The organism is Marinobacterium lacunae, assembly GCF_000705555.1.
GTDB lineage: Bacteria > Pseudomonadota > Gammaproteobacteria > Pseudomonadales > Balneatricaceae > Marinobacterium_D > Marinobacterium_D lacunae.
The window spans coordinates 78,512-104,690 of the sequence record NZ_JMQN01000047.1 but is presented as its reverse complement, the minus strand read 5'-3'; the positions used below and the strand labels follow the sequence as shown (position 1 = coordinate 104,690).

General features: G+C 58.1%; 23 protein-coding genes and 1 riboswitch. Of the genes, 7 read left to right on the top strand and 16 right to left on the bottom strand.

Annotated features, from left to right (window positions below; translation table 11 throughout):
• The first annotated feature begins 39 nt into the window (after positions 1-39).
• Both ADIMK_RS15730 and ADIMK_RS15725 read left to right on the top strand, forming a co-directional pair.
• On the top strand, positions 40-1,113 hold the full coding sequence (locus ADIMK_RS15730) for an ABC transporter permease (RefSeq protein WP_036190170.1): 1,074 nt from the start codon (positions 40-42) through the stop codon (positions 1,111-1,113).
• Position 1,114: 1 nt separating this feature from the next.
• The gene (locus ADIMK_RS15725) at positions 1,115-1,915 is read left to right on the top strand and encodes an ATP-binding cassette domain-containing protein (RefSeq protein WP_036190168.1); all 801 of its coding nucleotides are present in this window, start codon (positions 1,115-1,117) and stop codon (positions 1,913-1,915) included.
• Between the two features lie 63 nt (positions 1,916-1,978).
• Here ADIMK_RS15725 and ADIMK_RS15720 read toward each other — a convergent pair whose 3' ends face one another.
• From ADIMK_RS15720 to ADIMK_RS15695, 6 genes are all read right to left on the bottom strand, one after another.
• A complete protein-coding gene (locus ADIMK_RS15720; protein WP_036190166.1) occupies positions 1,979-4,156 on the bottom strand; it encodes a hypothetical protein in 2,178 nt (725 codons plus the stop codon).
• Between the two features lie 129 nt (positions 4,157-4,285).
• Positions 4,286-5,131: a bifunctional transcriptional activator/DNA repair enzyme AdaA gene (locus ADIMK_RS15715; RefSeq protein ID WP_051693035.1), complete on the bottom strand. Its 846-nt coding sequence runs from the start codon at positions 5,129-5,131 to the stop codon at positions 4,286-4,288.
• Positions 5,132-5,263: 132 nt separating this feature from the next.
• Positions 5,264-6,265 carry a glucokinase gene (locus ADIMK_RS15710; RefSeq protein WP_051693013.1) on the bottom strand — a complete coding sequence of 334 codons (1,002 nt, stop codon included), beginning with the start codon at positions 6,263-6,265 and terminating at the stop codon, positions 5,264-5,266.
• Between the two features lie 16 nt (positions 6,266-6,281).
• Positions 6,282-7,205: a substrate-binding domain-containing protein gene (locus ADIMK_RS15705; RefSeq protein WP_036190165.1), complete on the bottom strand. Its 924-nt coding sequence runs from the start codon at positions 7,203-7,205 to the stop codon at positions 6,282-6,284.
• On the bottom strand, positions 7,202-9,862 hold the full coding sequence (locus tag ADIMK_RS15700) for a PAS-domain containing protein (protein WP_156042950.1): 2,661 nt from the start codon (positions 9,860-9,862) through the stop codon (positions 7,202-7,204). Before ADIMK_RS15700 ends, ADIMK_RS15705 begins: the two co-directional genes overlap by 4 nt.
• 10 nt (positions 9,863-9,872) lie before the next feature.
• Positions 9,873-10,607 (bottom strand): response regulator, encoded by a 735-nt coding sequence (locus ADIMK_RS15695; protein WP_036190163.1) that lies wholly within the window; start codon positions 10,605-10,607, stop codon positions 9,873-9,875.
• 272 nt (positions 10,608-10,879) lie between these two features.
• Here ADIMK_RS15695 and pgi point away from each other — a divergent pair, with 272 nt between their 5' ends.
• From pgi to ADIMK_RS15680, 3 genes are all read left to right on the top strand, one after another.
• Entirely contained in the window at positions 10,880-12,562 is a 1,683-nt protein-coding gene (gene pgi / locus ADIMK_RS15690; RefSeq protein ID WP_051693011.1) for a glucose-6-phosphate isomerase, read from the top strand.
• Positions 12,559-13,518, top strand: coding sequence for a carbohydrate kinase family protein (locus ADIMK_RS15685; protein ID WP_036190161.1), 960 nt, complete (start codon positions 12,559-12,561; stop codon positions 13,516-13,518). Before pgi ends, ADIMK_RS15685 begins: the two co-directional genes overlap by 4 nt.
• Before the next feature lie 132 nt (positions 13,519-13,650).
• Positions 13,651-14,544 (top strand): phage antirepressor KilAC domain-containing protein, encoded by an 894-nt coding sequence (locus ADIMK_RS15680; protein WP_036190159.1) that lies wholly within the window; start codon positions 13,651-13,653, stop codon positions 14,542-14,544.
• A gap of 26 nt (positions 14,545-14,570) precedes the next feature.
• Here the strand turns inward: ADIMK_RS15680 and pgl are convergent, their stop codons facing one another.
• The 10 genes from pgl to purE all read right to left on the bottom strand — a co-directional run bounded on the left by pgl (position 14,571) and on the right by purE (position 24,354).
• A complete protein-coding gene (gene pgl, locus ADIMK_RS15675; protein WP_051693010.1) occupies positions 14,571-15,302 on the bottom strand; it encodes a 6-phosphogluconolactonase in 732 nt (243 codons plus the stop codon).
• Positions 15,295-16,767 carry a glucose-6-phosphate dehydrogenase gene (gene zwf / locus ADIMK_RS15670; protein WP_036190158.1) on the bottom strand — a complete coding sequence of 491 codons (1,473 nt, stop codon included), beginning with the start codon at positions 16,765-16,767 and terminating at the stop codon, positions 15,295-15,297. The genes pgl and zwf overlap by 8 nt, the downstream gene beginning before the upstream one ends.
• 225 nt (positions 16,768-16,992) lie before the next feature.
• On the bottom strand, positions 16,993-17,631 hold the full coding sequence (locus ADIMK_RS15665) for a bifunctional 4-hydroxy-2-oxoglutarate aldolase/2-dehydro-3-deoxy-phosphogluconate aldolase (protein WP_036190156.1): 639 nt from the start codon (positions 17,629-17,631) through the stop codon (positions 16,993-16,995).
• A gap of 24 nt (positions 17,632-17,655) precedes the next feature.
• Positions 17,656-19,494 carry a phosphogluconate dehydratase gene (gene edd, locus ADIMK_RS15660; protein ID WP_036190155.1) on the bottom strand — a complete coding sequence of 613 codons (1,839 nt, stop codon included), beginning with the start codon at positions 19,492-19,494 and terminating at the stop codon, positions 17,656-17,658.
• Positions 19,495-19,744: 250 nt separating this feature from the next.
• Positions 19,745-21,100 (bottom strand): DegQ family serine endoprotease, encoded by a 1,356-nt coding sequence (locus tag ADIMK_RS15655; protein ID WP_036190154.1) that lies wholly within the window; start codon positions 21,098-21,100, stop codon positions 19,745-19,747.
• A gap of 61 nt (positions 21,101-21,161) precedes the next feature.
• Positions 21,162-21,476: an HPF/RaiA family ribosome-associated protein gene (locus ADIMK_RS15650; protein ID WP_036190152.1), complete on the bottom strand. Its 315-nt coding sequence runs from the start codon at positions 21,474-21,476 to the stop codon at positions 21,162-21,164.
• Between the two features lie 80 nt (positions 21,477-21,556).
• Positions 21,557-21,874, bottom strand: a complete 318-nt coding sequence (locus ADIMK_RS15645; protein ID WP_036190150.1) for a hypothetical protein — start codon at positions 21,872-21,874, stop codon at positions 21,557-21,559.
• 98 nt (positions 21,875-21,972) lie between these two features.
• The gene (locus ADIMK_RS15640; RefSeq protein ID WP_036190148.1) at positions 21,973-22,536 is read right to left on the bottom strand and encodes a TMEM165/GDT1 family protein; all 564 of its coding nucleotides are present in this window, start codon (positions 22,534-22,536) and stop codon (positions 21,973-21,975) included.
• A gap of 84 nt (positions 22,537-22,620) precedes the next feature.
• Positions 22,621-22,734, bottom strand: a riboswitch (yybP-ykoY riboswitch).
• 51 nt (positions 22,735-22,785) lie between these two features.
• Positions 22,786-23,847, bottom strand: coding sequence for a 5-(carboxyamino)imidazole ribonucleotide synthase (purK, locus tag ADIMK_RS15635; RefSeq protein ID WP_036190147.1), 1,062 nt, complete (start codon positions 23,845-23,847; stop codon positions 22,786-22,788).
• Positions 23,848-23,865: 18 nt separating this feature from the next.
• Complete coding sequence (gene purE, locus ADIMK_RS15630) at positions 23,866-24,354, bottom strand: 5-(carboxyamino)imidazole ribonucleotide mutase (protein ID WP_036190145.1); 489 nt, start codon at positions 24,352-24,354, stop codon at positions 23,866-23,868.
• 294 nt (positions 24,355-24,648) lie between these two features.
• Between purE and ADIMK_RS15625 the strand changes: the two genes are divergently transcribed.
• Both ADIMK_RS15625 and ADIMK_RS15620 read left to right on the top strand, forming a co-directional pair.
• Complete coding sequence (locus ADIMK_RS15625) at positions 24,649-25,416, top strand: siderophore ferric iron reductase (protein WP_036190143.1); 768 nt, start codon at positions 24,649-24,651, stop codon at positions 25,414-25,416.
• Positions 25,409-26,176, top strand: a complete 768-nt coding sequence (locus ADIMK_RS15620) for an ABC transporter ATP-binding protein (RefSeq protein WP_036190141.1) — start codon at positions 25,409-25,411, stop codon at positions 26,174-26,176. The genes ADIMK_RS15625 and ADIMK_RS15620 overlap by 8 nt, the downstream gene beginning before the upstream one ends.
• The last annotated feature ends 3 nt before the right edge of the window (positions 26,177-26,179 follow it).

Below are 26,179 nucleotides of genomic sequence, written 5' to 3'. Positions count from 1 at the left end.
TCGTTGCTTGCACCCGATTCATCAGATCGGAGAGTTCCCATGTCCAACACTACTGTGAAATCAGCCGCCGCCGAGCATGAGCTGGTTGCCGCCGCAGCCAGTGGCGACTTCGCGTCGTTCAAGCGCGAGTCCGAGCCGCTGCTCACCCGGCTGCACCGTTTCTTCCACCGCTACCCCACCGCGGCCCCGGCCATCGTGCTGCTGATGGCCGTGCTCGTGTTCAGCACGCTCATCGGTGACCGCTTCCTGCACCCGTTCAACCTTTCGCTGATCGTTCAGCAGGTAACCATCATCGGCATTCTGGGCATCGCTCAGACACTGATCATTCTCACCGCCGGGATCGATCTGTCGGTCGGCGCCATCATGGTGCTCACGTCTGTGATCATGGGCCGCTTTGGCGTTGAATACGGGCTCTCGCCAATACTGGCGCTGGGCTTTGGCCTGTTTGCTGGCGCGCTCGCCGGGTATATAAACGGCCTGCTAGTGACGTTTTTCCGCCTGCCGCCCTTCATTGTGACGCTCGGTACATGGAACATCTTTTTCGCCCTGAATCTCTGGTATTCCGGTAGCCAGACCATTCGCTCGCAGGCGATCGACGCCGCCGCGCCGATACTGCACTGGACCGGCCAGAGTATTGAACTGCTGGGCGCGCGCTTTACCTACGGCTCACTGATGATGCTGGTGCTGTTTGCCATCGTCTGGTACGCGCTGAACTGGACAGCCTGGGGCCGCCATGTATACGCCACCGGGGATGACCCGGCCGCGGCACGCCTTGCCGGTATCCGCACCGACAGGATTCTGCGCTCGGTGTATATCGTCGCGGGCTTCTTCTGCGCGGTTGCGGCCTGGGCACTGATTGGCCGCATCGGCTCTGTCAGCCCGCAGGCGGGCATGATGGCCAACCTCGACTCCATCACAGCGGTGGTGATCGGCGGCTGTTCACTGTTCGGCGGCCGCGGCTCAATCTTCGGCACACTGCTCGGTGCGCTGGTTGTCGGTGTATTTCGCAACGGTCTGGCGCTCTCGGGCGTCGATGTACTCTGGCAGGACTTCACCGTGGGCCTGCTGATCATTATCGCGGTCGGCCTCGACCAGTGGATCAGGAAGGTGTGATATGACGACTGAAAATCAAAAACTCGTGCTCAAAGCCACCCAACTGGTTAAGCGTTACGGCCATGTAACCGCCATCGACGGTGCCGATTTCGAGCTGCGCGAAGGTGAAATACTGGCGGTGATCGGCGATAACGGTGCCGGAAAATCATCGCTGATCAAGGCGCTCTCCGGGGCACTGGTCCCCGATGCTGGTGAGATCCTGCTGGATGGCGCACCCGTTCAGTTCAAAAGCCCGATGGATGCACGCAAAGCCGGTATCGAAACCGTCTACCAGAATCTGGCCGTCGCCCCCTCGCTGAATATTGCGGACAACCTGTATCTGGGCCGGGAAAAGCTCAAGCCCGGCATTCTCGGCAAGGTGTTCAAGATGCTCGACCGCAAGGCGATGCATGAGGAGGCAAAAGCAAAACTGGCTGAACTCGGCCTGCTGACCATTCAGAACATTCATCAGGCGGTCGAGACGCTCTCGGGTGGCCAGCGTCAGGGTGTTGCGGTAGCGCGCTCCGCCGCGTTCGCCAAACATGTGGTGATCATGGATGAGCCCACCGCCGCATTGGGGGTAAAAGAGTCACGCAGGGTACTGAACCTGATCAGGGATGTGCGCGACCGGGGGCTTTCGGTTGTGCTGATCAGCCACAACATGCCGCACGTATTCGAGGTGGCCGATCGCATCCACATTCATCGGCTGGGTAAGCGCGTGGCGGTCATCAAGCCCGACACCCACAGCATGTCCGACGCAGTGGCCATCATGACAGGCGCGATGGATCCGAACGAACATCCGGCCGGTGCGTTTGCCGCCTGAACCATCTCTTGTGGGGGCTCTGTGCTTGTAGTCTTTGGGCAGCATTCGCTGCCCTTTTTTATGCTAACGCTCACTATCCACCTGTTTGCGCAGCTCCGTCAGCTCCTGGGTCAGCTTCTGGTTGATGACGCGTTGCTCGAAAATCTCCTCGTCCTGTTTGTCCAACCTCTCCTGAAGGTGCTCAAGCGTCGCTTTTTGCGCTGACAACTCCCCTTTCTGGCGCTCGATTGTCGTCTGCAGTTCGGTGACGAAGCTGTAGCGGACGTCTTCGGCATCCGGGCGTTTAATCCCTTCTGGCGGCGCAGAGTCAGGGCCGCCCAACTCTGTCGCGATGTGGCTGTAGATCGCATGCAGATCGCGCTTTTCTCTTTCGCTGTAGCCGACACCGCTCTCGATCGCCCGGTGTGCGCTCGCCGCGCCGATGGAACCGGCCAGCGTGATCTCCAGCATGCGATGAAACTCCACCAGCTCGATAATGGTGAGGCGGTCCTTCTTCTGTGCCTGCAACAGATCAACAATCTGCGCCACCTCCCGCTCGGCCTTTTTATCCGGCAGATAGCGCGAGAGCAGCTTCACCGCTTCGGCACACTTCGGCCGAAACTCCACATAGGCTTCCAGCCCCGTCAGCCGTCCCGTGTGCACGCGGCTACCGGATGACATGGCGCGCATAAACTCCGCCAGCTGGGTGCGCTCCTCTTTGGTTGGCGTGTAAAGCCAGGAGCCCAGCAGAAAGAATGCGATATTGAAAAACAGCGACCAGAACACGCTGTGGCTGATCGGCGAGAGCATATCCATGCCCATCAGCGCCTCAGGACGCAGCCACTCGATCCGCCCCGGGCCGTAGATCAGCCAGGTTGTATCGATCCAGCCCTGACGGCTGAATGCCGGCAGCACAAGGGTATAGAACCAGACCAGCAGCCCCAACATCAGGCCGGTAATCGCGCCGATACGGTTGGCTCCGCGCCAGACCATGCCACCGAACATCGCCGGGGCGAATTGCACCACCGCCACAAACGAGATAGTGCCCATGGTCGCCAGCATGTAACTGCCACTGAAGATCCAGGCGACGCCATAACTGCACAGAATGATCACCGCGATCATCAGCCAGCGCAGCTGCAGCAGGTACTGGCGCATGAAGTTGCAGGCCTTCACCCCTTCGATGACCGGCATCATCAGATGGTTGGTGGCCATGGTCGAGAGCGCCATGGTACTGATGATCACCATACCGGTCGCGGCTGAGAAGCCGCCGATAAACACCAGCAGGGTTAACCACTCAGCCCCCTGCATGTAGGGCAGGCGCAACACGAACTCGTCCGCCAGAGCAGGCGGCAACCCCTGAAGCAAACCAGCGGCGGCGATGGGGGTGATGAACAGATCGAACAGCAGCATATACACCGGCAATATCCACATTGCGGTGCGAATGTCGCGCTCATTGGAGTTTTCAACCACGGCCAAATGAAACTGGCGTGGCAGACACTGAATGGCGACCATGCCCAGCACGATCAGCGTGATCCACTGTGCCGTCACCGAGCCCTGCGGCGTGCTTGAGCTTTTAAGATGCTCTAACCCTGCGGCATCGATCTCGTCGATCAGTGATGTAAATCCATCGTACAGGCCGTAGGTCACAAACAGCCCGATCGCCAGTATCGCCACGAGTTTGACCACACCCTGCAGCGCCAGTATCACCATGACACCGTGATGGCGCTCGGTCGGGTCCAGCCGCCGGGCACCGAACAGCACGGTGAACAGGATCATTGCCAGCATCACCAGCAGGCCCGCCCCGCTCCAGTCCTCATGCCGTACAGGCAATATGATGCCGATGGTGCTCACGATCGATTTCAGTTGCAGGGCGATGTAGGGCACGATGCCGAACAGCGCCGTCATCGCCACCAGCGCCGCAACAATCTGCGAGCGGTTGTAACGCGCCGAGATGAAGTCGGCGATGTTGGTGATGTGGTAGCTCTCCTTGATGCGTACCATACGCCGCAATACCCGCCACCAGAGCATCAGTGCGATCAGCGTACCCACATCGGTGGCCAGATACATAAACCCCGAATTAGTGGCAAAACCAACGTTGCCGTAGAAACTCCACGAGGTGAAATAGACGGTTAATGCCAGTGCATACACATAGGGGGTAAAGGCTGTCCGGCGATCAGGCCCTCTTTCCGTGAGCTGGGCCACAGCAAAGAGGAACGCCATGTACAAGGTGAGCGTGACAACAACCAGACTGGTACTGAACATAAAATAAGGGCCTGACAGCGTTAGAGTTTTTGTCGGCGCTTCTGGTGTTATAGACAGCCGGTCGGGCGTTGGTCAAACCCGCCCGGCAGATGAAGTGTGTTTAACAGCCCCCACATTGGGCCTGTCCTGTCAGGCGTTTTCCTCGCGTTCTGAGGCGATGAGCGCGCGTTTTCGATCCAGCCCCCAGCGATAGCCGCCCAGCCCACCGTCGCCTCTTAAAACCCGGTGACAGGGGATCAGTACGGCGATTCTGTTACGCGCGCAGGCTGATGCAACCGCCCTGACCGCCTTGGGGTGACCCACCCGTTGCGCCAGCTCGCCATAGCTGAGCACCTGCCCGCGCGGAACCTGCATCAAAAACTGCCAGACCTTGATCTGAAACGCCGTACCGCGCATATCCAGCGGTAGATCCGGGCGCGGGGCACCAGCGCTTATATGGCAGTCGATGGATTCAATCCAGCTATCAAGCAGTGGTGATTGACCGGCCGGTGACGCGCGCAGGCTAGCCTTGGGAAACTCGGCTTCAAGCCGTGAATAAAGTGCTGCTTCGTCATCATCAAACTGGGCGAAACACACACCGCTGGCGGTTGCAGCCAGCATCATGGGGCCGAGTGCCGTGGCACGGCAGGCGTACACGATCTCTTCGCCCTCGCCACCGGCGCGGTAGGTTGTCGGCTTCATGCCGAGGTTGCGTGAGGCCTCACCGTATACACGGCTGATAGAGCCAAAGCCCGCATCATAAATCGCCTGGGTAACGCCGTTGCCCGCCCTCAAGGACTGTTTCAACAGCCCCATCCTGACGCCGTCCTGATAGGCTTTGGGTGATATGCCGAACGCGGCCTTGAATACACGCTGAAAACGGCTGGGGGACATACTGGCCTGCTCGCCGAGCACTGCCAGCGTCAGCCTTTCATGCGCATGCTGCTCTATGTAGCGCGCCGCCTCGATCAGTCGATCCACAGTATTTGTCGCCATCGTACGCTTTGGCCCGATCTCACCCTCGGGCCACCTCACTTCAAACAGTTGGCTCCAGTATCAACACGGATCGATCGGTAATCCATCCGATTCTTGCCCGAATCGTCACGCTTGAGTGTTCAGCAGAGGTGTTCACATGGCTCTGAGCGCAGCCGCCGCCCCAAGGAGCCCCGGCTGTTCGGCGATCACGACCTGTGTAGGAATAGCAGACATATAATCGTGCAACCGCCCTTTTGCCTCGAAACGGGCACGAAACTCGCTGGCAGCGAACAGATCGAGCATACGGGGCACTATACCACCGGTTATAAACACGCCGCCCCGCGCACCAAAGGTCAGTGCGGTATTGCCCGCGACACTGCCCAATATGGCACAGAAGGTTTCCACGGTATCTAAACAGACACCCGCCCCGTCACCAATCGCCGCAGCACTGATTTCGGCGGGCGTCATGAGTTCGGCCTTCACGCCCTGCATCTCGCACAGGGCCTGATACAGCCGGACAAGCCCGCCTCCGGAGAGGATACGCTCGATAGACACATGTGCGTGATCGCGCATGAGGTAGCGCAGAATCTCGATTTCGCGATCATCGCTGGGCGCAAAATCCGCATGCCCGCCTTCACTCACCACCACCCGTGGCCCGGTGCCATCGTCAATCAACCCTGCGATACCCAGCCCCGTACCGGGGCCGATGAGAGCTACCGGATACTCTGTCAATGCCTCTGCGCCACCGACGTTAAAGAGTTCGTGCCGCTGAAGCGAGGGGATGGCGTACGCCTGAGCGGCATAATCGTTGATCACGGCTAACTGGGTAAACCCTAGATCACGCTTGAGCCGTGCCTGGGAAAACGACCAGCCGTGATTGGTCATCCGTATCATGTCGCGATCGGTAGGGCACGCCAGCGCCAGACAGGCCTTTTGAGGCCAAAGCCCCTGCGCCAGCGGTGCCTGGTTCAGATAGGCTCGAATGGCCGACTCGATATCATCGAAATCCGCGACCGCCAGCGTTACGTTGTGCTGCGGGCGCAAACGGTCCGGCAGCATCAGCGCAAAGCGCGCATGGGTGCCGCCGATATCGGCCACCAGCGCACAGGAGCCGGTGTTTGCCGCAGGAGCAGAGGTGGGTTGATCAGCACTCATAAGACGGTATGCACTCTCACCATTGCTTGAAGTCCCCTACATTGTCAGCGGTTATCAGCTCAGGCGGTATCAGCCAGATATCCCGTTCCAAGGTTTCGCCCCGAATCAGGCGCAACCCTAACTCTATCGCTTTTCTGGCGATGCGACTGGGGAACTGTGCGGCCGTCGCGCCCAATAGCGTATCCGGCTGGGGCAATCGTTCGAGTGCCTGAGGCGCGCCATCCACGCTGGCGATCACGAACTCGCTACGCTGAGCCTCGTTGGCCGCGCGCTCGGCACCCAATGCCGACGGGTCATTGATGGTGAAGACTGCATCGATACGCGGATAGGCCGTCAGCAGGTGCGTCATTTTCTCGAAACCGCCCTCGAAACTGCCACCGCCGTTCTGGTCCATCGACAGCAACTCGATACCGGGCGATTGTGCAAAACGATCGCGGCAGCCGTTCACCCTCTCCAGCACCGACGACACAGGCGGGCCATTGATAATCGCCACACGCCCCGTGCCCTGAAGTTTGCCGACCAGATAGTCACACGCCAGTGCCCCTGCCGCCCGATTGTCGGTGGTCACGGTAACGTCCGCACCTTGAGCACGTACATCCACGGCGATTACGTAAATACCGGCCATGTGAGCACGCGCTATCGGCTCGTTCAGGCCGTCAAAGCTGGCGGCAGAAAGCAGAATCAGATCGACGCCATCGGCGATGAAACGGTCTATCTGCGCGGTCTGCCGCTGGCGGTCATAGGCGCTGGAGACAACCTGAACCTGTACCTCACTGCCGGCCTGAAGCCGCGCTTCCTGCTCGGCGGCCCGCGCGATCCGCTCGAAATAGGGGTTCCCAAGATCCGACACCGACACCCCGATCGACAGCGGCTTTGCCGCCACTGGCAGACACAGCGCCAGCAGAGAGCTAAACAGTAGATTCACCGCCAGGGACTTCATCGGGACTCCTTGTCGTCGGCACGATCACGACTATCGCCTGGGTGACTCATCGCCATTGTGGCGGCCACGGCATTGGCCAGTGTTTCACGGCGATAGGGTTTGGCCAGCACATATTGCCCCGCAGGCAAGCCGTAGCGGCTGGTCAGCTGCTCCGCCGGAAGCCCCGAGGTCAGCAGCACCGGCAGGCCCGGTAACATGTCGGACACCTCCTGAGCCAGATTCAACCCATTGTAGGCGGTTCCCAGATTAATGTCGGTGAACACCAGTGCGAAATCGGCGCGCTCGGTCAGCGCTGAAAACGCTGCATCGATATCGCCCACCGCTTCGACCCTATACCCGAGCGACTCCAGCATCTCCTGCGCCATCTCGCGCACCGGCTGGTCATCTTCAACCACCAGAATCCACTGTCCCTGCCCTTGTTCAAGCTCAGTATCCTTGTTATCTGTCCCGGATATCGTCGCGGCGGCCGGGGCGCGAGGCAGGAGTATTTCGATACAGGTGCCCTCGCCGACCCGGCTATGTATACGGATATCACCCTGTGACTGCTTCACGAAACCGTACACCATACTCAGCCCCAGCCCGCTTCCCTGCCCTACCTCTTTGGTGGTGAAAAAGGGCTCGAACACACGGGCAAGATGTGCCTCGCTAATACCGCTGCCGGTATCCTGCACCCTGATCAGCACCGCCTCTTCGCCCGTTTCAAGTCCGGCGTTGGAAAGGTGGTCGGTTTCAAATCGCAGCGTACCGCCCTTGGGCATCGCCGAGGCGCTGTTGATCGCCAGATTCAGCAGCGCGTTTTCCAGTTGGCCGGGGTCGACGTTAACCAGCCAGTTCGAGGCGTTCAGATCAAGGCTGATCTCGATGGCGGGCCCGACGCTGTACTCGATCAGATCGATCATCTCATCGATCAAGCGGTCCACATCGATCGTTTCAGGCTGTAAGCGTTGCTTGCGCGCAAAGGCCAGCAGGCGCTGGGTCAGGCCCCCGCCACGCTCGGCTGCTGCCAGCGCACGGCGTGCATTTTTGGCAGCGCGGCTCTCGGGTTCGAGCCTGCTTTCCAACAGCTGAAGGTTTCCGATAATCGCCGCCAGAAGATTATTGAAGTCATGAGCCACACCGCCGGTGAGCTGACCGAGCACCTCCATTTTCTGCGACTGTCGTAGCTGCTCTTCTATCGTCTTGCGCTCTGTCAGATCGCTGTAGAGCGTTACGAAGCCGCCACCGGGCAACGGCGAGCTGCGAAATTCGACAATACGCCCGTCGGCAAAGTGCCGCTCGAAACGTTGCACACGCTGTCGCCTGAGGGTATTGAGCTCCTCACGGTCCAGCGCCATACCGTCGAGCGCCCAGCTGTCCCGCGCCTCCTCGGCCAGCATCTCCTGTATCTGCTCGAGCGTAACGCCGGGTGCCAGCCGCTCCGGCGGCAGGCGGAGAATCTCGGCATACCCCGGGTTCCAGGCCAGCAGCCTGCCCTGAGCATCGAATACGCTCAGGCCGTCGTTGATGTTATTGAAGACGGTTTCCAGCAGTCGGCTTTGCTCACGCAACGACTGGCTGATCCGCGTGATCTCAACCGCATTCTCACGAAACACATGAAAGGCTCTGGCCAGATCGCCGATCTCGTCGTGTCGCTCCACCGCCGGTGTCTGCTGATCGGTATCGCCGCCTGCCAGTCGCGTCATCAACCCGGTCACGGCACCGAGATCCCGGACCAGCAAACGCACAACCAAGATACCGGCCAGCGCCACGGCGACACCGAGCAGCGTAATCAGCAGAATGCCGCTTTTACCCGAGGCGATCGCGTTGCCGACCCTACGGCTTTGCTGCTCGATCCGGCTTTCGACATGGGCCACGAACTGTCCCACCTCGGTGCTGAGCTGCTCGCTGATAGCACGGGTTGAGGCCAGCAGATAGGCGCTGCGCTGTTCGAACTCAAGCTGTTTAAGACGAAGGGAAAACAGGTTGTGCTCGCCTGAGCCTATCCGGGCCAGCTCGTCGGCGCCCTCCTGCATTCCGCCTTCAGTTCTGAGCGCTGCAAGGCCGGACGCATAGCGCTGCTCCAGCAGGTCAAGCTCGGCCGGATTACTTACCTGTGCGGCCAGCAATAGACGCTCGGCCAGCTGAACCAGCTGTGCCTTGTCGGCATCGTCACCATAGCGCGCAGCAAGGCTGCCCAGGCGATACTCAAGCTGGCGCATATCCTCGCGCAGGAACAACCGCTCGCGGGTGAGATCGATCAGATCGTTTACAGTGCGCTCAAGTTGGCGCAGCAGCGTTTGCAGCTTGGGCGCCGCCGCATCCAGCTGGGGAATGGCAGCGGCAAGTGCCAGCACGAGGGTGATGCGATCACGCAGGTTCTGGCTTTCGCCCTGCAACAGGAAGGGGCTGCTGGCGTTGGCGACATAGGGGGCGACGGCCGCGAGGTTTGCGGTCCGCTCGGCCAACTCCAGTGAGCGTGAGATATCCGGTAACGCCTGCTCTTCAAACTGATGAAGTGCGGTACCGGTATTACTAAGCCCCACCCAGCCGACGATTGCGATGGCAAGCGTGGCCCCGAGCAGCACGCTGAAGGCGATCATCAGACGGGTACGCACACGCAACCCGCCCCAGTGGCGGCCTATCCAGGGGCGCGCCGCCGCTCGGTTTTGCTGACTCAAGCCGAGAGCCTCAACACTGAACCACCGCTTCGCAGAACTGGTAGCCCAGGCCACGTTCGGTGCGAATGTAGCGAGGCTGGCGCGGATTGGGCTCAATCTTGCGGCGCAACCGCAGAATCAGGACATCGATGGTCCGGTCAAACACATTGGCATCCAGCCCCCGGGTAGCCTCCAGCAGTTGATCACGGCTCAGTACCCGACCATGCGCTTTAACCAACGCTTCAAGCAGTGTGAACTCGGCACCGGTCAGTGGCTCGGGCTTGCCGTCAGGGCGCGCCAGCGTGCGCGCGGACAGATCCAGAATCCAGCCATCGAAGCTCAGCCTTTCATGCCGATACTGATCGTTACGCGAGGTCGGGGCGCTCAGTTCCGTGGAGCGCCTAAGGGTCGCTCTCACCCGAGCTACCAGCTCCCGATTGTTGAACGGTTTCATCAGGAAATCGTCCGCGGCGATCTCAAGCCCCAGAATGCGATCGGTTTCGTCGCCTTTGCCGGTCAGCATCATGATCGGAATACTGGACTGTCGACGTAGCTCCCGCGCGAGCTGCATGCCATCTTCACCCTTGAGGCGCAGATCCAGAATCACCAGCGAATAGACGGCCGCCCCCAGTGCCGAGCGCATCTCTTCACCGCTGGCGGCGGTATGCACTTCGTAGCCGCTATCCTCCAGCAGATCCTGCAGCAGCTCGCGCATATCCGCTTCATCGTCGACAACGAGAATCCGCAGACGAACAGGCTCTGTCATCCTATCTCCCTTCTTTATTGTTATCCGGTGCTCTACATATCACAGATCCGCGCCGGCAGTATTTCAATTATTACAGGTCGATCACGTTGTTCAGTTGTTAGCCCCTCTGAGCACTATAGTTCCTATCGTCTGCCTCGGAGCTTTCAGAGCCTCCGCCTCCCTGTTACAACTGTTACAAAGGGCGCTGCTTCCCGACATACCCCATTTACCTGCCGGGGCTACAACACCAACGATCAGAGTCCTTCTCACACCCAAGAATAAGAGACGCCGCCATGTACCAGTTGAGTTCATCCGTGACCTGGAAAAAGCTTCAGGCCCTTGCAGAGAAAACCCAATCCGATCGCATCGCCGACTATTTCAATCAGGATGCCGCACGCTTTGACAAGATGAGTTTGCGCCTTGGCGAGCTGTTTTTGGACTATTCGAAGAACAAGGTGAATGACGAGGTAATGAAAGCGCTGATTGCACTGGCCGAACATTCGCCTCTGCGCCAGCGCCGCGCCCAGATGTTCTCCGGCGATATCATCAACGTCACCGAAAAGCGGCCGGTGCTGCACACCGCGCTGCGCAACCGCGGCGACGATGCGCTTATGGTCAACGGCAAGGACGTGATGCCCGATATCCGGGCCGGACTGAAAAAGCTTGAAGCCTTTACTCAAAAGGTACGCAGCGGCGAGTGGAAGGGCTATAGCGGCAAGCGTATCCGCCATATCGTCAACATCGGCATCGGCGGTTCCGATCTGGGGCCCAATATGGTCTGTCGTGCACTGTTGAACTACAAACACCCGGATCTGAGTTTCCACTTCATCTCCAACGTCGACGGCCAGCATATCCGCAAGGTACTAGGCGGCCTCGACCCGGAGACCACGCTGTTTATCGTCTCGACCAAAACCTTCTCCACCCAGGAGACACTGCTCAATGCCAAGACTGCACGGCGCTGGTTCCTCGAGAACACCAGCATGCAGACGGATATGAGCCAGCACTTTATCGCCGTGTCGACCAATCAGGCGGCAGCGATGGAGTTCGGCATCAGCCGCGACAACATCTTCGAGTTCTGGGCCTGGGTGGGCGGGCGCTACTCGCTCTGGTCGAGCATCGGCCTGCCCATAGCGCTGAGCATAGGGTACGACCGGTTTATCGAGTTGCTCGAAGGGGCCTATGAGATGGACCGCCATTTTATGGAGGCACCGCTTGAGCACAACATGCCGGTGATTCTGGCGCTGATCGGCATCTGGTATATCAATTTCCTGGGCGCGGAAACGCAGGCGATCATCCCCTACGATCAGGCACTCCATCAGCTGCCCGCCTTCCTGCAGCAGCTCGACATGGAGAGCAACGGCAAGTCGGTGGATATGGACGGCCATCCGGTGGACTATGCCACCGGCCCCATCGTCTGGGGACAGACGGGCTCCAACGGCCAGCACGCCTTCTTCCAGCTGCTGCATCAGGGCACGCGCTTTGTTCCCATCGATTTTATCGCCTCTCTGGAGCCGGACGAGAAAACTGAGGAACACCACTTTGCCCTACTCACCAACATGCTTGCGCAGGCCAATGCGTTCATGAATGGCGATCAAAAGAGCGGGCTGCTCGACTTTTCCACCTGTCCCGGCAATCGCCCCAGCAACATATTGCTGATGGAAAAGCTGAGCCCTCGCAATCTCGGTGCCCTGATCGCGCTCTACGAGCACAAGGTGTTCGTGCAGGGCGCGGTGTGGAATATCAACTCGTTCGACCAGTGGGGCGTGCAACTCGGCAAGCGTTTGGCCACCGAGATCAGCCGCAACATCGAGCTTAAAAGCGCCGACTACGACCAATCCACCCAGGGGCTTATGGAGATCGTACGCAGCCACCTCCATCAAGCGCCGGCGCAGAATAAAGCGACACCTGCCGACAAGCCCGCTAAGGTTACAGATTCAACCGCTACAGAACGTAAAAAGGTGAGTACCCCATCATGAAAAAGGTGATCAGCTTTGGCGAAGCACTGATCGATATGCTGTCCAATCGCGTTGGTGGCACAGCTCCCGATGGACCGGAGAATTTCACGGCTTTTCCCGGCGGGGCGCCGGCCAATGTAGCGGTGGCGGTTGGCAAGCTGGGGGGGCGCTCATATTTCGCAGGCAAGGTCGGACAGGACATGTTCGGCGATTGCCTGCGAGAGGCGATGCAAGGCGCCGGGGTGCATACCGATTACCTGTTGCAAACCGCTGAGGCGAAAACGGCGCTGGCGTTTGTATCGCTGGATGCCCACGGCGAGCGCTCGTTCGAGTTTTACCGCTCGCCCTCGGCCGACCTGCTGTTTCGCCCGGATGAGTTCGATGATGCCTGGTTCGAAGAGCCCGGCATCTTCCATTACTGCTCCAACACCCTGACCGAACCGGGCATTCGAGACGCCACATTCGCAGGCGTTGCCAAGGCGCACGAGAGCGGCACGCTGGTCAGTTTCGATATCAACCTGCGCCACAATCTCTGGCCCGAGGGCTCGGATCCGCTGCCGTTCATCTGGGACGCCATCGGTCAGGCCGACCTGCTCAAGCTCTGCACCGAAGAGCTTGAGTTCCTCTGCCGTGATACCACCGAAGACGCTGTCATCGAACGGATTCAGCAAGCGGGCGTCAGCCTTGTGTTGCTGACCGACGGCGGTAACCCGCTGCGCTATTTCAGCCGTGAGCTGAACGGCCAGTTGCAGCCACCCAAGGCTCAGGTCGTCGACAGCACGGCCGCGGGCGATGCATTTACCGGCGGCGTGCTGTATGCACTGGCCAGCCGCGATATCGACCGCGTGCAGCTTAAGGCACTCAATGATCGGGACATTTTGGAATCGGTGCTGCACACCGGCATGCAGTGCGGTGCCTTTGCCGTCACCCGAAAAGGCGCGTTCGATGCGCTGCCGACGCTGGCCGATCTGGGATAACCCGCCTCTGAGTATGCGGTCAGACCTCTGGCCGCAGGTCCTCAATCACCACTCATTGTGCTTCTAGCACCCTGTATTCCTCGCTAGAATAAGGCGTTAAAGGAGTTAACGGTTACAAGGAGTGTTAACACGATGAGCGATACCATCTCCACATCGGCTCTTGCCAAATCTCTCGGCATCAGTTCAAAAGAACTGTTCCATATACTTGAATCAAAAGGCTATATCTGCCGCAAAGACGATCAGTGGCAACTCCTTCCAGCAGGCGAAAACGCTGGTGGCCAATACATTCAACACCCCAAGTATGGTCAATACATAGGCTGGCCAAGCGATTTGCGGATCGATAGCGCAAATGATACGCAAAGCAGCGCTGGCGCGGACCAGACGCTGTCCGCAACCGCAATTGGCAAGCTCTACAACCTTTCCGCCAATCGCATGAACTCCATTTTTTCAGAGCTCGGGTGGATAGAGAAGTCACTTAAGGGATGGAACTTGACCGCCTCTGGCAACAAGGCCGGAGGCGAACAGCGCGAAGACTATCGCTCTGGTATTCCATACGTGGTGTGGCCCGCTGCAATAATCGATAACAAAGCGTTTAAGAGCACCATCGGTGAAGTCCAAGGGGAAATTGAATCGGTAGAAGCGCAACAGACTAATGATGGTGGAACAACTGGCTTTAGAGACAAGTTCGAGGCGAAGCTACGTACCACCGACGGCCACTATGTAAGGTCGAAGGCTGAAATGCTGATCGATAACTGGCTCTATATGGCGGAGATTGTTCATGCATACGAGCGCAAACTGCCGATCGAGGAAGAGGTCTACTGCGACTTCTACATCCCTACGGGTAAGGTATATATCGAATACTGGGGATACGAAAACGACCCCAAATACCTGGCCCGAAAACAACAGAAACAGGATATATACAAGCGCTACGGATTCAAGCTGATTGAGCTGGAAGACAAAGACGTGCAAAACCTTGACGATGTACTCCCGCGTATGCTGCTTAAGCATGGCGTCCAATCTTACTGACCAACACTCACCACTGAGAGAATCCCTCAGGGTGCCCAGTAGATCGCAACCGGCGTTTTCTTCTGTCGCAGAACGGCGCGAATAGGCATCTGCGCTATCGGCCCTACCGCCAGCGCCTGCTGCAGCACCGGCAGTTTCGACTCGCCGCACAGATGCACGATGATCTCTCTGCTTGCCAGCAAACGCGGCAACGTCAGCGTGATGCGATGCCAAGGCGCTGCCGGCGGTGTGACGGCAACACAATCGCTGGCCGGTTTCGGATCCAGCGCCTGAGCTAGCTCCGGGGCATGCGGAAAGAAAGACGCAGTATGGCCATCCTCGCCCATGCCGAGCACCACGACATCAATCACCCGGGGCAGCTGTGTCAACGCATGCTCGGTTATAGCCTGCCCCTCATGCGGGGTATCCGCCTCGTTAACCAAGGGGAGGAAACGGGCTTGAGCGGCATGGTTTTGTAGCAGGTGGGTACGAACAGTGCGAGCGTTCGAGTCTTGATGCTGCTCGTCGACCCAACGCTCATCCGCCAGCGTCACGGTTACGTTCGACCACGCCAACGGCAGACGCGACAACCGCTCGAACAGCGCCGCGGGTGTGCGCCCGCCGGAGACCACCAACGCTGCTTCGCCACGACGCTCAAGACTCTCTGCCAAGCGCTCGCCGATCCGTGTGCACAACGCTGCCTCAAGCGCCTCGCGCTGATCGAACTGTTTGAGTTCGATCGCCTGATTCAACTCCGTATGCAACTCAAGCTTATTCATGCCAGGACCGCCCGTCACGCTCGATCAGGGCAATGGACCCGATAGGCCCCCAGCTGCCGGCCGAATAGGGTTTAACCTGATCTCCGCTCTCGTCCCAAGCGTCAATCAGGGCATCGCACCAGCGCCAGGATGCTTCAATCTCGTCGCGGCGTACAAACAGCGACTGATTCCCGCGCATCGCCTCTAGAATCAGGCGTTCGTAAGCGTCGGGTGTACGCCGCCCCTCATCCCCCTCGGAGAAGTTCAGATTGAGGCCGCGGCTTTGCAGGGCCATGCCCTTGTCCAGACTCTGCTCTTTGGTGACCACCTGCAGTCGGATCCCCTCGTCCGGCTGCAGCCGAATGATCAGCTTGTTGCTGACCATGCTCTTCTGCTTGGGATCGAAGATGTAGTGCGGCTGGTTCTTGTAAACAATGACGATCTCCGCCATCCGCGTTGCCATGCGCTTGCCGGCTCGGATGTAGAACGGCACACCGGCCCAACGCCAGTTGTCGATATTGGCGCGCAGGGCCACAAAGGTTTCCGTGTTACTGCGGCCCGAGCTGCCCTCCTCCTCTTTGTATCCGGGGCATGCAACACCTCGTACAGCACCGGAGGTATACTGCCCACGCACAGCGCGCCGGGCTACGTTCTCGGCGGTGATCGGGCGCAGAGCCCTCAGCACCTTGAGTTTCTCGTCACGAATGCCGTCAGCGGTCAGCTGGCTCGGTGGGTCCATGGCAACCATGCACAGCAGCTGGAGCACATGGTTTTGCACCATGTCGCGCATCTGTCCCACCTGATCGTAGTAGCCCCAGCGCCCCTCGATACCCACGGTTTCGGAAACCGTGATCTGTACGTGGTCGATGTGATTCTGGTTCCACTGTGAGCCGAACAGGTTGTTTGCAAAGCGCAGCGCAATGAGGTTCTGTACTGTTTCTTTGCCCAGATAGTGGTCGATGCGATAGACCTGATTCTCGTTGAAGTATTGAGCAACGGTATCGTTGATCACCTGCGAGCTTTCAAGGTCATGACCGATCGGCTTCTCGATAATGATACGTGTACTTGGCGCAATTGCCCCTGCACTGTGCAGGTTCTTGCAGATATCGGCGAACAATGCCGGCGGCGTAGACAGATAATTCACCAGAGTATTGGTGGAACCTTCGATAAACCGTGTAATCTGCTTGAAGTCCGGTGACTTGGTCATCTCAATCTTGAGATAGTGCAGACGGCGGCTGAAGCTGTCCCAAACCTCGGCCTCGAATTCGGCTGGCTTCAGGTAACGCTTGAGCGTGGCCTGCACCGCGTCTACAAACTCCTCCTGCGTCGAATCATTGCGGGCAATGCCGATCAGGCGGGTATCGGGATGCAGCAATCCGGCACGATGCAGCTGATACAGTGCCGGAAACAGTTTGCGCATCGCCAGATCACCCCGCGCACCGAAAAGCATAAAATCGCAGGCATGATTGATCAGCTGGGCACCCATTTTGTCACACTCCTTTGGCCAGATAGCGATAACCGTACATCTAACCCTAGCTATAGATGAAAAAAGCCGCCTCAGGCAGGCGGCAAGAAAGAAACAAATGGCACAGAAAAACGGTCCCTTGCAGCGGCTGACACTACGGAGCACACCGATTTGCGTACCGATCCTTTCCAAAGGGGAATGCCGCTTCGGCTGCAATCACGCGCCGAAAACGACTCACACAAGAACCTAGCCACACTGCCCCGCCCGTGCGACGGCGGCTGCCGCCAAGGCGGTTATGCCGGCCCAGTCCCGGTCACGGATCAGACCAGCCGGCACCACCCATGAGCCGCCGACACAACTCACATTGGGCAGCTTCAGATAGTCGGTGAAGTTATCCGCTCCGATGCCGCCGGTGGGACAGAAACGCACATCCGGGAAAGGCCCTGCAATCGCTTTCAGCGTTGCAACACCGCCGCTGGCTTCTGCCGGAAAGAACTTGAACGCCGAGTAACCGGCATCCAGCCCATTCATCAGCTCAGAGACGGTGCTGATCGCCGGTATATAGGGGATAGCGCTGGTACGCCCGGCCTCCAGCAGTGCTGCCGTTGCTCCGGGACTGATGGCAAACGCAGCGCCTGCCGCTTCCACATCGGCGAGCTGAGACACGGTTGCTACAGTGCCGGCCCCGACGATCACATCGTCTACTTCGTCAACCATGGCACGAATCGCATCCAACGCGGCATCGGTGCGCAGCGTCACCTCCAGCACTCGCAGGCCACCGGCTTTGAGCGCATTGGCCAACGGCACAGCATCTTCCACCCGTTCGATCACCAGCACCGGCATCACCGGCGCACTGTTCAAAACTGCATCCGCCTGTGTACTCATCTCAACTCCTCTCGACCCAGTGATTCAGCCCCTGACGGGCAATTCCGGTTCATCAACAAACAGCGTACAAGCGCCCTGCTCGGCTCCGGAGACCAGTCGGCGCATACCACCGAATAGCTCCCGCCCCATGCCAAACTGGTTTTCACTCAGATCTGCCACCGCATTTTCACGCGCGGCCAGTTCAGCCTCATCAACCAACAGCGTCAGCTCGCCGGACTTCGCATCCAGCCGCACGATGTCTCCATCGCGTACCTTTGCCAGCACGCCACCTTTAGCCGCTTCCGGCGTCAGGTGTATGGCAGCCGGTACCTTGCCCGATGCGCCCGACATACGACCATCCGTCACCAGCGCTACCTTGAATCCACGGTCCTGCAGCGTGCCAAGGTAGGGTGTCAGTTTATGAAGCTCCGGCATGCCGTTGGCAGAGGGCCCCTGGAAGCGCACGACAACGACACAATCCCGATCCAGCTTCCCGGCATGAAACAGTGGCTCCAGATCATTTTGATCATGAAGCACCACCGCAGGCCCCTCGACGACACGGTGCTCCGGCTTCACGGCCGAAATCTTGATAACACCGCGCCCGAGGTTTCCGCGCATCAACTTCAACCCGCCATCAACGGCAAAAGGCTCGCGAACGCTGGCGACCACATCGCTATCCAGCGAATCGGTTGGCCCCTGCTTCCAGACCAGCGAGCCGCCCTCAAGGTAAGGCTCGGTTGTGTACTGCTCCAGCCCTTTACCGACCACTGTCAGGACATCTTCATGCAGCAACTGTGCACTGAGCAGCTGATTGAACAGCAGTGCCATGCCACCGGCGGCGTGGAAGTGGTTGATATCCGCCGTACCGTTCGGATAGATCCGGGTCAACAGGGGGACCGCCGCTGAAAGATCCGCGAAGTCATCCCAGTCGACCAGCACACCCGCTGCACGGGCAATGGCAATAAGATGCATGGTGTGGTTGGTCGAGCCGCCTGTGGCGAGCAGCGCCACGATCCCGTTGACGATCGCTTTCTCGTCGATCACCTGACTGAGCGGTCGATAGTCACGCCCCAGCTCCGTTATCCGGCAGGCTTGTTCGGCTGCTGCCCGCGTCAGCGCATCACGCAATGGCGTGTTGGGATTGACGAACGACGCACCCGGTAGATGCACGCCCATCGCTTCCATCAGCAGCTGGTTTGAGTTGGCGGTGCCGTAAAAGGTGCAGGTACCGGGGCCATGATAGGAATCGGACTCGCACTGAAGCAGCGCTTCGCGATCGACCTTACCCTCGGCGTACAACTGACGGATACGCGATTTCTCGCTGTTTGACAGGCCGGTGGTCATGGGACCTGCCGGCACAAAAATAACCGGAAGATGACCGAAACTCAGCGCACCGATCAGCAGGCCCGGCACAATTTTGTCGCACACGCCCAGACAGAGCACCGCATCAAACATGTTGTGCGACAATCCAACGGCGGTTGCCATGGCGATGGTGTCCCGGCTGAAGAGACTCAGCTCCATACCCGGCTGTCCCTGAGTCACGCCGTCGCACATCGCCGGTACGCCGCCTGCAAACTGCGCCGTACACCCCATTGCAGTCGCAGCCTCCTTGATCAGGGCCGGGAACGCTTCGAGCGGCTGATGGGCTGAGAGCATATCGTTATAGGCCGAGATGATGCCGATATTGGCGCGCTGCATCATCTTCAGGCGGTCTTTGTCCTGCGCCTCGCATGCAGCGAACCCATGCGCCAGGTTACCGCAGGACAGCTCGGTGCGGTGCGGCTTGCTACGGCGCGCCCGCTCCATCCTCGTCAGATAATCGGACCTAGTCTTTCGACTACGCTCCACGATACGTTCGGTAACTGCCGCGACTGTAGGATTCATGCTGCTCCCCCACGCTTCAGGACATCTTATCGCGCCCTGAATGTAATTTATTTACGTATTATCCATACGCTTACCGGGTTATCAAGCCTAATATATCGAAATATTTTTGTTTTTATTACGTAATAAATTGAAATATTTGTAATACATTCAGATTAGAACACTATCACTATACGCACTCGGTACCCTCTAAATAAAAAAAGCCGCACCCGAGGGTGCGGCTTACTTGCCAGCTTTTTACCCAGAAACAGACTTAGCGCAGCACGAGATAGAACACACCATTACCGCGCCTTACCTGAAGCAACAGCTTATCGTCGACACGGGACAGGACGTTGTTGAGATCGTCAAGATTATCCACGCGTTCACGGTTAATGCTCAGGATAACATCGTTAGACCTCAGGCCCGCGGCAGCAGCATGGGATTGCGGATCGATCTCTGAAATCACCACGCCACGCCCATCGGGGGAGTTTGCAAAACCGACGCCTTCAAGCATCTTGTGCAAACGAAGATCCGATGGACGACTGGTGGACTTGCCGATTTCTACGTCGACATCCATCTTGTCGCCATCACGAATCAACGTGAGCGTTACCGTTTTCCCGACCCCGGCAAACGCGATGCGGTGGCGAAGCTGCCCGCTATTCGGTGTGGCTTTGCCATCGACAGCCAGGATCAGGTCGCCGGACTTGAGCCCGGCCTTCTCAGCTTCGGAATCTTTCAGCACATCGGTGACCAACACACCCTGCTGGCCGTTATCAAGATTGAATGCCTGCTGAAGCTCAGGGGTTACATCCTGTATCGCCACCCCGATCTGGCCACGGGTAACCTCACCCTCATCCAGAATCTGGTCAGCCACGTTACGCATCATATTGACCGGTATCGCAAAACCGATACCGACGTTGCCGCCCCCAGGGGCGATGATTGCGGTATTGATGCCCACGAGTTCACCATTGAGGTTTACCAGTGCACCACCTGAGTTCCCCGGGTTGATGGAGGCATCGGTCTGGATGAAGTTTTCAAACCCTTCGATACCGAGGCCCGTTCTACCCAGTGCACTGACCACACCGGTTGTAATGGTCTGCCCAAGGCCGAACGGATTACCGATCGCAACCACAAAGTCACCAACCTTCAAACTGTCGGAATCAGCGATCGGCAGTGCCTTGAGATGGTCGGCCTTGATCTTCAGTACGGCGATGTCCACTTCAGGATCCGCCCCTATCAGCTCTGCCTTGAAGGTGCGCCCATCAACCAGAGACACCTGTATCTCGTCGGCTCCCTTGATCACGTGATAGTTGGTGACAATTGTGCCCTGATTCTGGTCAACAATGACGCCAGAGCCTGCACTGGCCTGCCGACGCTGCTGCTTGGGCTGAGCCTGCCCCTCGGGAATGTTGAAGAATCGACGGAAGAACGGATCGCTCAATAGCGGGTTGTATACCTGTTGGGTTGAAAAGGTGGCAATGTTGACCACCGCTGAATTCACCTGTTCCAGCATCGGCGCCAGCGATGGCAATTGCTTGCCCTGAGAGTCGCTGATCGGCAGTGCTGCTGAGGCATTCAGGGCTACAGCGGTCATCAGAGCCGCTGCACCGAGTTTCAAAGCTCTTTTCATAAGAGGCTCCTACACATTTCGATTTTTTCTTCGTTGTAAGGACGAACCTGCATCATTCAAGTTAGCGGCGCTTACGCATTCGGCGTATCAAACCTGACTTGAGCGCCGTGTTGAGTCGATCAAACGCATCGTCGATTGCCATATCGGCCTGACGCTTGTCTGCATAGATATCCAGATCACGCTTCTCGGTGCCGCGAAACGAGATATGGCACTGGTAATTAAGCGACGGCTCTCCCGCATAAGAGACCTTATCCAGAACCACATCCACGCGACGGATACGCTCCGAGCGCGATTCCAACCGCTGAAGACGACTGCGAATACGCTCCATCGCCTCGGGGTTTTCAATACCATGACGGAACATCACTGCGGTGATCATGCGACCTCCTCGAATACCGACACCCGTACCTATAGCGGATATCGGCTAAAGCTCGTTTCAGATTGGGATGGCTAGTACTGTCAAACGAGGCGTGAAGGCGGTGCGCGAATAGGATAAAGCGAAACGACGCTGGCTGCATGAGCCCCAGCACCCACCGTTTCGACCGGGGAGGAGTGGTACGGAACCTCGATGACCGTTTCATTGGCAAGCAGTCGAGGCTCGTTATCGCCGGGGAGCGGCGGGAGATCAGGTATCAGACCATGATCGTTCAGACAGTGATCCGAGCCCGGTAGCTGATCCAGCACCTTTTCAGCCAAACGCTCATCGCTGGCAAACACCTGCGCGGTGCCACCCAGCAAAGAGGCAAGCATCAGTACCAGATAGAGCAGGACTCTCACGTTGACCTATCTCCCTTAAGCCGACCCCGGCCATCGAAGTCGATATCTGCTATAGAGCCAAAAAGTGTTACGAAGTTCAGCCCGAAACAGATGTTGTCTTAAAAGTGGATCAAAGACAGAACACCCAGCAGCACAAACAAACCGCAAGCACTGCGACGCACCCAATGCAGCGGCACTTTGCGCATCAGTGCGCCACCGAAGTAGGCTACCGGCACGTTTGCCAGCAACATACCCAAGGTGGTACCGGCAACCACGGCCAGCAACATGTCTTCGTAGCGAGCAGCCAAAATGACCGTCGCGATCTGGGTCTTGTCTCCAATCTCGGCGATGAAGAACAAGATACATGTGGCGACGAACGCACCGTATTTCAAGCTTTCGCTTTCATCTTCATCGTCTTTATCAGGGATCAGCACCCAAAGACCCACGGCAATGAAGCTCAATCCGACAATCCATGACGTCCAGCCTTCTGGAATCCAGTCGACCAGCCAGCCACCGAGCCAGGCAGAAATACCATGGTTGATCAGCGTAGAGAGGAGAATACCGAGCACAATAGCGCCACGCTGCTGTGCAAAACGAGCAACGAGAAATAGCGTAAGCAACTGGGTTTTATCGCCGATTTCGGCTATGGCAACGGCAAGCGTCGAAGAGAGGAATGCATCCATCAAATAGACATCCTGGCGGGCATTAACCATAAGACACAACATGCCGGCCCGCCATGAGCAGCATGCAGTGTCTCAGGTCTCGTCAATCCACGTTTGCGTGGACGTCACCGCCATGAGCATTGAGGCTCAATTATGTTGACGGTAACTCCGATCCGAATTTATCGGATGCGGAAGACTACTCCCCCAAGAGCAGGGCGGATCATAGCAATCTGCCCGCAAGCGCACAAGCGCGAACGGGCAGATGCGACATCAGAGCTGATCCAGACTCCAATTGAACGCGATCTTGTCCTCGTCATCGACCCGTTCACGAAGATCGGACAGACTCTGTTTCAACTGCTCGACTGTCGGACGATTGATATTGACGTGCCCGACCTTGCGCCCCGGACGCAGAGACTTGCCATACCAGTGCACATGCACGCCGTCGATCCCGAGCCACTCCGGCTTCCAGTTACGCCCCAGCAGGTTGTACATCACCGATACGCCCTTGATCTCCGGCGTAATCAGCGGCAGTTCCGCCAATGCGCGCAGGTGCAGTTCGAACTGGCTGATGGTGGCCCCTTCCTGAGTCCAGTGACCACTGTTGTGTACACGCGGCGCCAGCTCATTGACCAGGAGATCACCATCAACAACAAAGCACTCCATTGCCATGACGCCGATGTAATCCTGGTCGTCCATGATCCGGCTCAGCCACTCTTGCGCGTGCTGTTGCTGAATCTCCGGTACGGGGATGCCCGCCACACTGGCGCGCAGAATACCGTTCTCGTGCCAGTTTCGGGTCAGCGGATAAAACACCTTTTCGCCCTTGGCGTTGCGCGCACCCACCAGCGACACCTCATGACTGAACGGAATCATCGCTTCAGCGATACAGGTGCCCGCCCATTCGGCTTCGATCTCACCACCACGCTGCCAACGCCACTGTCCGCGGCCGTCGTAACCTCCCCGGCGACGTTTAACCACAGCACGCTCGCCAAGGCTTTCCAGTTTTTCGCTCAGCTCGTTTTCGCTCTCAAGCACCACCCAGGGAGCGGTCGGCACCTGAAGGCGGTCCAGCAAGCTTTTCTGGCGCTGACGATCGATCACGGCATGCAGCGCCGAGGCGTTACGAAAATTGGGATGATTCTTGAGTTGCAGACCGGTAACCGTATCCGGCCAATGCTCGATCTCGACTGTGATGACGTCGTCGTCATGCAACGCAACTTCGATATCCTGATTGGGCTCGACCGGCTTAACCTGCAACTGCATAGGCGCACCGGCCTGCTGCAGCATCTGACCCAACTGGCCGTTACCGGCCACAACGATTCTTGGCAACATCTTTAAACCTGCGATCTGTTAACCACGGGGGTCTGGATTGTCGAGCACGGCCTGTGTCTGTTCTGCTCGCCATGCCGCAATACGCGCACCCAGCTCAGCGTCCTCGACAGCCAGCATCTGCGCGGCCATCAGGCCTGCATTGAAAGCACCCGCACCGCCGATGGCCAGTGTACCGACCGGAATACCACGCGGCATCTGTACGATGGAGAGCAGACTGTCCTTGCCGCTAAGCGCCTTGCTCTGAACCGGCACGCCCAGAACAGGAACCAGTGTTTTGGCCGCGATCATGCCAGGCAGGTGTGCAGCACCGCCGGCACCGGCAATGATTACTTTAAAACCATTTTCGGCAGCCTGCTCGGCAAAACGGAACATTTTATCAGGCGTGCGGTGAGCCGATACCACCTCGGTGTGATACTCGACGCCCAGCGTATCGAGGATCCCGGCGGCCTCTTCCATAGTCGGCCAGTCGGAGCGTGATCCCATCACGATAGCCACTTTTGCACCCATGTCTGTCTCCTGTTACTCCAGATTCAGTAGCCCCGAGCAGACACGCGGCACTACGCAAAAACCGTTCACGAACGTACGGTTCACTTTTAGAGGCGGGCGATTATACCAATCTGTGACGGAAAGTGGACATTCCGGTTTCGACTCGCATCGGCAACGCATTAGACGACGCCAACCACTTACGCTGTTGACGCACACCTTCGATAGAAGATAAATTAATATTAATGATAATGATTCGCATTATGTATATGAGTACGCATATCTTCTGCTACCCAATCTATCGTGCCAAGGATGCCCATGCCTGCCCTTTCCGCCAACGCCGCACCTATCGACCTGCTTGAGGAGTTGCAGCTTAGGCTTAGCACTCTGGTCCCGATTGCTCAACCTGTGGCGCGTGAGACGGAAGACCAGCTGTTCTCGGCTGATGACACCGACCACGTTGTACAGATCATTACTCATCTCGAACAACTCCACCCGGAAGCTGGCCCCCATTTCTGGAGTGCGCGCACCTGGGGACTGATCAGCTGGCAGCCAGCACTATTAGCCTTAGCGGCGACATACCTTCTGCCTAGCCGCCTGACCTTATCCGGCTTGCTACAGCGACACTCGAACGGCAGCGTCGCGGGCTATTACCTCACCAAAACACAACCACTGGTGCCACTGAGTATCAAAGATGCCCTGCATCATAACGCCGCCGAGCTGCGTATGCTGTCCAACCGCTTGCTCAACACCCTATCTTCATTGAGAAAGACCAATCAGCGCCTGTGCCTTCGCCTGCTCGCCGACAGGGTACTGGCAAGCCTGTTGCGGCTGCAGTCTGTAACAGGCATGGATAATCGTGAGATCCAGACCCACGCCACCTCGTGGCTCGAGGCGTTGCAGCTGCCCGATGCGAGTGCCCTGCGCAGCATAACCGCCCAAGGCGGACAATCCTTATTGATGCTCGACCGCAAGGCCTGCTGTCAGGAGTTTCGCTGCGCGAACGCGCGCCTTTGCCGCACCTGCCCCCGTCGCTCGCTGGATCAGCGAATCGCTTTAAAGCTCAAGGACACCTCTGATGATTGAGATCTCCAACATTTGTATCGAGCATGAAGGACGCTCCATCCTCTCGATCGACCAACTCACCCTGAATACCAACGAGGTAACCGTGATTCTGGGCCATAACGGTTCGGGAAAATCAACCTTGATGCACCTACTGGCACGGCAGCGCAAGCTGCAAAAGGGCAGTATTCGTCTCAAAGGGCGCGAACTGAAGGCGCTCCCGGCCAAACACTTTGCTCGCGAAGTGGCCTTCATGCCGCAACAGCTCCCTTCGACCTCAGGCCTTAACGTTCGCGAACTGGTCATGTTGGGCCGTTATCCCTGGAGGGGGCTGATCAGACGCTGGACGGATGAGGATCAGCAGTGTGTCGAGGACGCTATGCAACATACCGACATCGACAGCTTCGCAAATACGCCTCTTGAGAGCCTGTCCGGTGGTGAACGCCAGCGCGCATGGATCGCCATGCTGCTTGCACAATCATCACCCCTGCTGCTGCTCGACGAACCCACTTCCGCACTGGATTTGTCTCACCAATACGAGCTGATGCAGCGTCTGAAGCATCTCAACCGAAACCTAGGCCGAGGCGTGATCGTCATTCTTCATGATCTGAATCTGGCGCTTCGATACGCTGACAAAATCGTCGCGTTGCACAGCGGGCAAGTCTGCTTTTCTGGCACGCCCAAAGCGTTGCTGTGCGAACAGCGGCTGAGCAAGCTCTATAACATTCCTATCCAGCTGATCGACCAGCCGGGACAGGCGACACCTGTCGCCATCGTCGCCTGAACG

Excerpts from the sequence above, each read along its gene's own strand:
- ADIMK_RS15730 (WP_036190170.1), top strand. The coding sequence starts at position 40 with ATGTCCAACACTACTGTGAAATCAGCCGCCGCCGAGCATGAGCTGGTT.
- ADIMK_RS15725 (WP_036190168.1), top strand. The coding sequence starts at position 1,115 with ATGACGACTGAAAATCAAAAACTCGTGCTCAAAGCCACCCAACTGGTT.
- ADIMK_RS15720 (WP_036190166.1), bottom strand. The coding sequence starts at position 4,156 with ATGTTCAGTACCAGTCTGGTTGTTGTCACGCTCACCTTGTACATGGCG.
- ADIMK_RS15715 (WP_051693035.1), bottom strand. The coding sequence starts at position 5,131 with ATGGCGACAAATACTGTGGATCGACTGATCGAGGCGGCGCGCTACATA.
- ADIMK_RS15710 (WP_051693013.1), bottom strand. The coding sequence starts at position 6,265 with ATGAGTGCTGATCAACCCACCTCTGCTCCTGCGGCAAACACCGGCTCC.
- ADIMK_RS15705 (WP_036190165.1), bottom strand. The coding sequence starts at position 7,205 with ATGAAGTCCCTGGCGGTGAATCTACTGTTTAGCTCTCTGCTGGCGCTG.
- ADIMK_RS15695 (WP_036190163.1), bottom strand. The coding sequence starts at position 10,607 with ATGACAGAGCCTGTTCGTCTGCGGATTCTCGTTGTCGACGATGAAGCG.
- pgi (WP_051693011.1), top strand. The coding sequence starts at position 10,880 with ATGTACCAGTTGAGTTCATCCGTGACCTGGAAAAAGCTTCAGGCCCTT.
- ADIMK_RS15685 (WP_036190161.1), top strand. The coding sequence starts at position 12,559 with ATGAAAAAGGTGATCAGCTTTGGCGAAGCACTGATCGATATGCTGTCC.
- ADIMK_RS15680 (WP_036190159.1), top strand. The coding sequence starts at position 13,651 with ATGAGCGATACCATCTCCACATCGGCTCTTGCCAAATCTCTCGGCATC.
- pgl (WP_051693010.1), bottom strand. The coding sequence starts at position 15,302 with ATGAATAAGCTTGAGTTGCATACGGAGTTGAATCAGGCGATCGAACTC.
- zwf (WP_036190158.1), bottom strand. The coding sequence starts at position 16,767 with ATGGGTGCCCAGCTGATCAATCATGCCTGCGATTTTATGCTTTTCGGT.
- ADIMK_RS15665 (WP_036190156.1), bottom strand. The coding sequence starts at position 17,631 with ATGAGTACACAGGCGGATGCAGTTTTGAACAGTGCGCCGGTGATGCCG.
- edd (WP_036190155.1), bottom strand. The coding sequence starts at position 19,494 with ATGAATCCTACAGTCGCGGCAGTTACCGAACGTATCGTGGAGCGTAGT.
- ADIMK_RS15655 (WP_036190154.1), bottom strand. The coding sequence starts at position 21,100 with ATGAAAAGAGCTTTGAAACTCGGTGCAGCGGCTCTGATGACCGCTGTA.
- ADIMK_RS15650 (WP_036190152.1), bottom strand. The coding sequence starts at position 21,476 with ATGATCACCGCAGTGATGTTCCGTCATGGTATTGAAAACCCCGAGGCG.
- ADIMK_RS15640 (WP_036190148.1), bottom strand. The coding sequence starts at position 22,536 with ATGGATGCATTCCTCTCTTCGACGCTTGCCGTTGCCATAGCCGAAATC.
- purK (WP_036190147.1), bottom strand. The coding sequence starts at position 23,847 with ATGTTGCCAAGAATCGTTGTGGCCGGTAACGGCCAGTTGGGTCAGATG.
- purE (WP_036190145.1), bottom strand. The coding sequence starts at position 24,354 with ATGGGTGCAAAAGTGGCTATCGTGATGGGATCACGCTCCGACTGGCCG.
- ADIMK_RS15625 (WP_036190143.1), top strand. The coding sequence starts at position 24,649 with ATGCCTGCCCTTTCCGCCAACGCCGCACCTATCGACCTGCTTGAGGAG.
- ADIMK_RS15620 (WP_036190141.1), top strand. The coding sequence starts at position 25,409 with ATGATTGAGATCTCCAACATTTGTATCGAGCATGAAGGACGCTCCATC.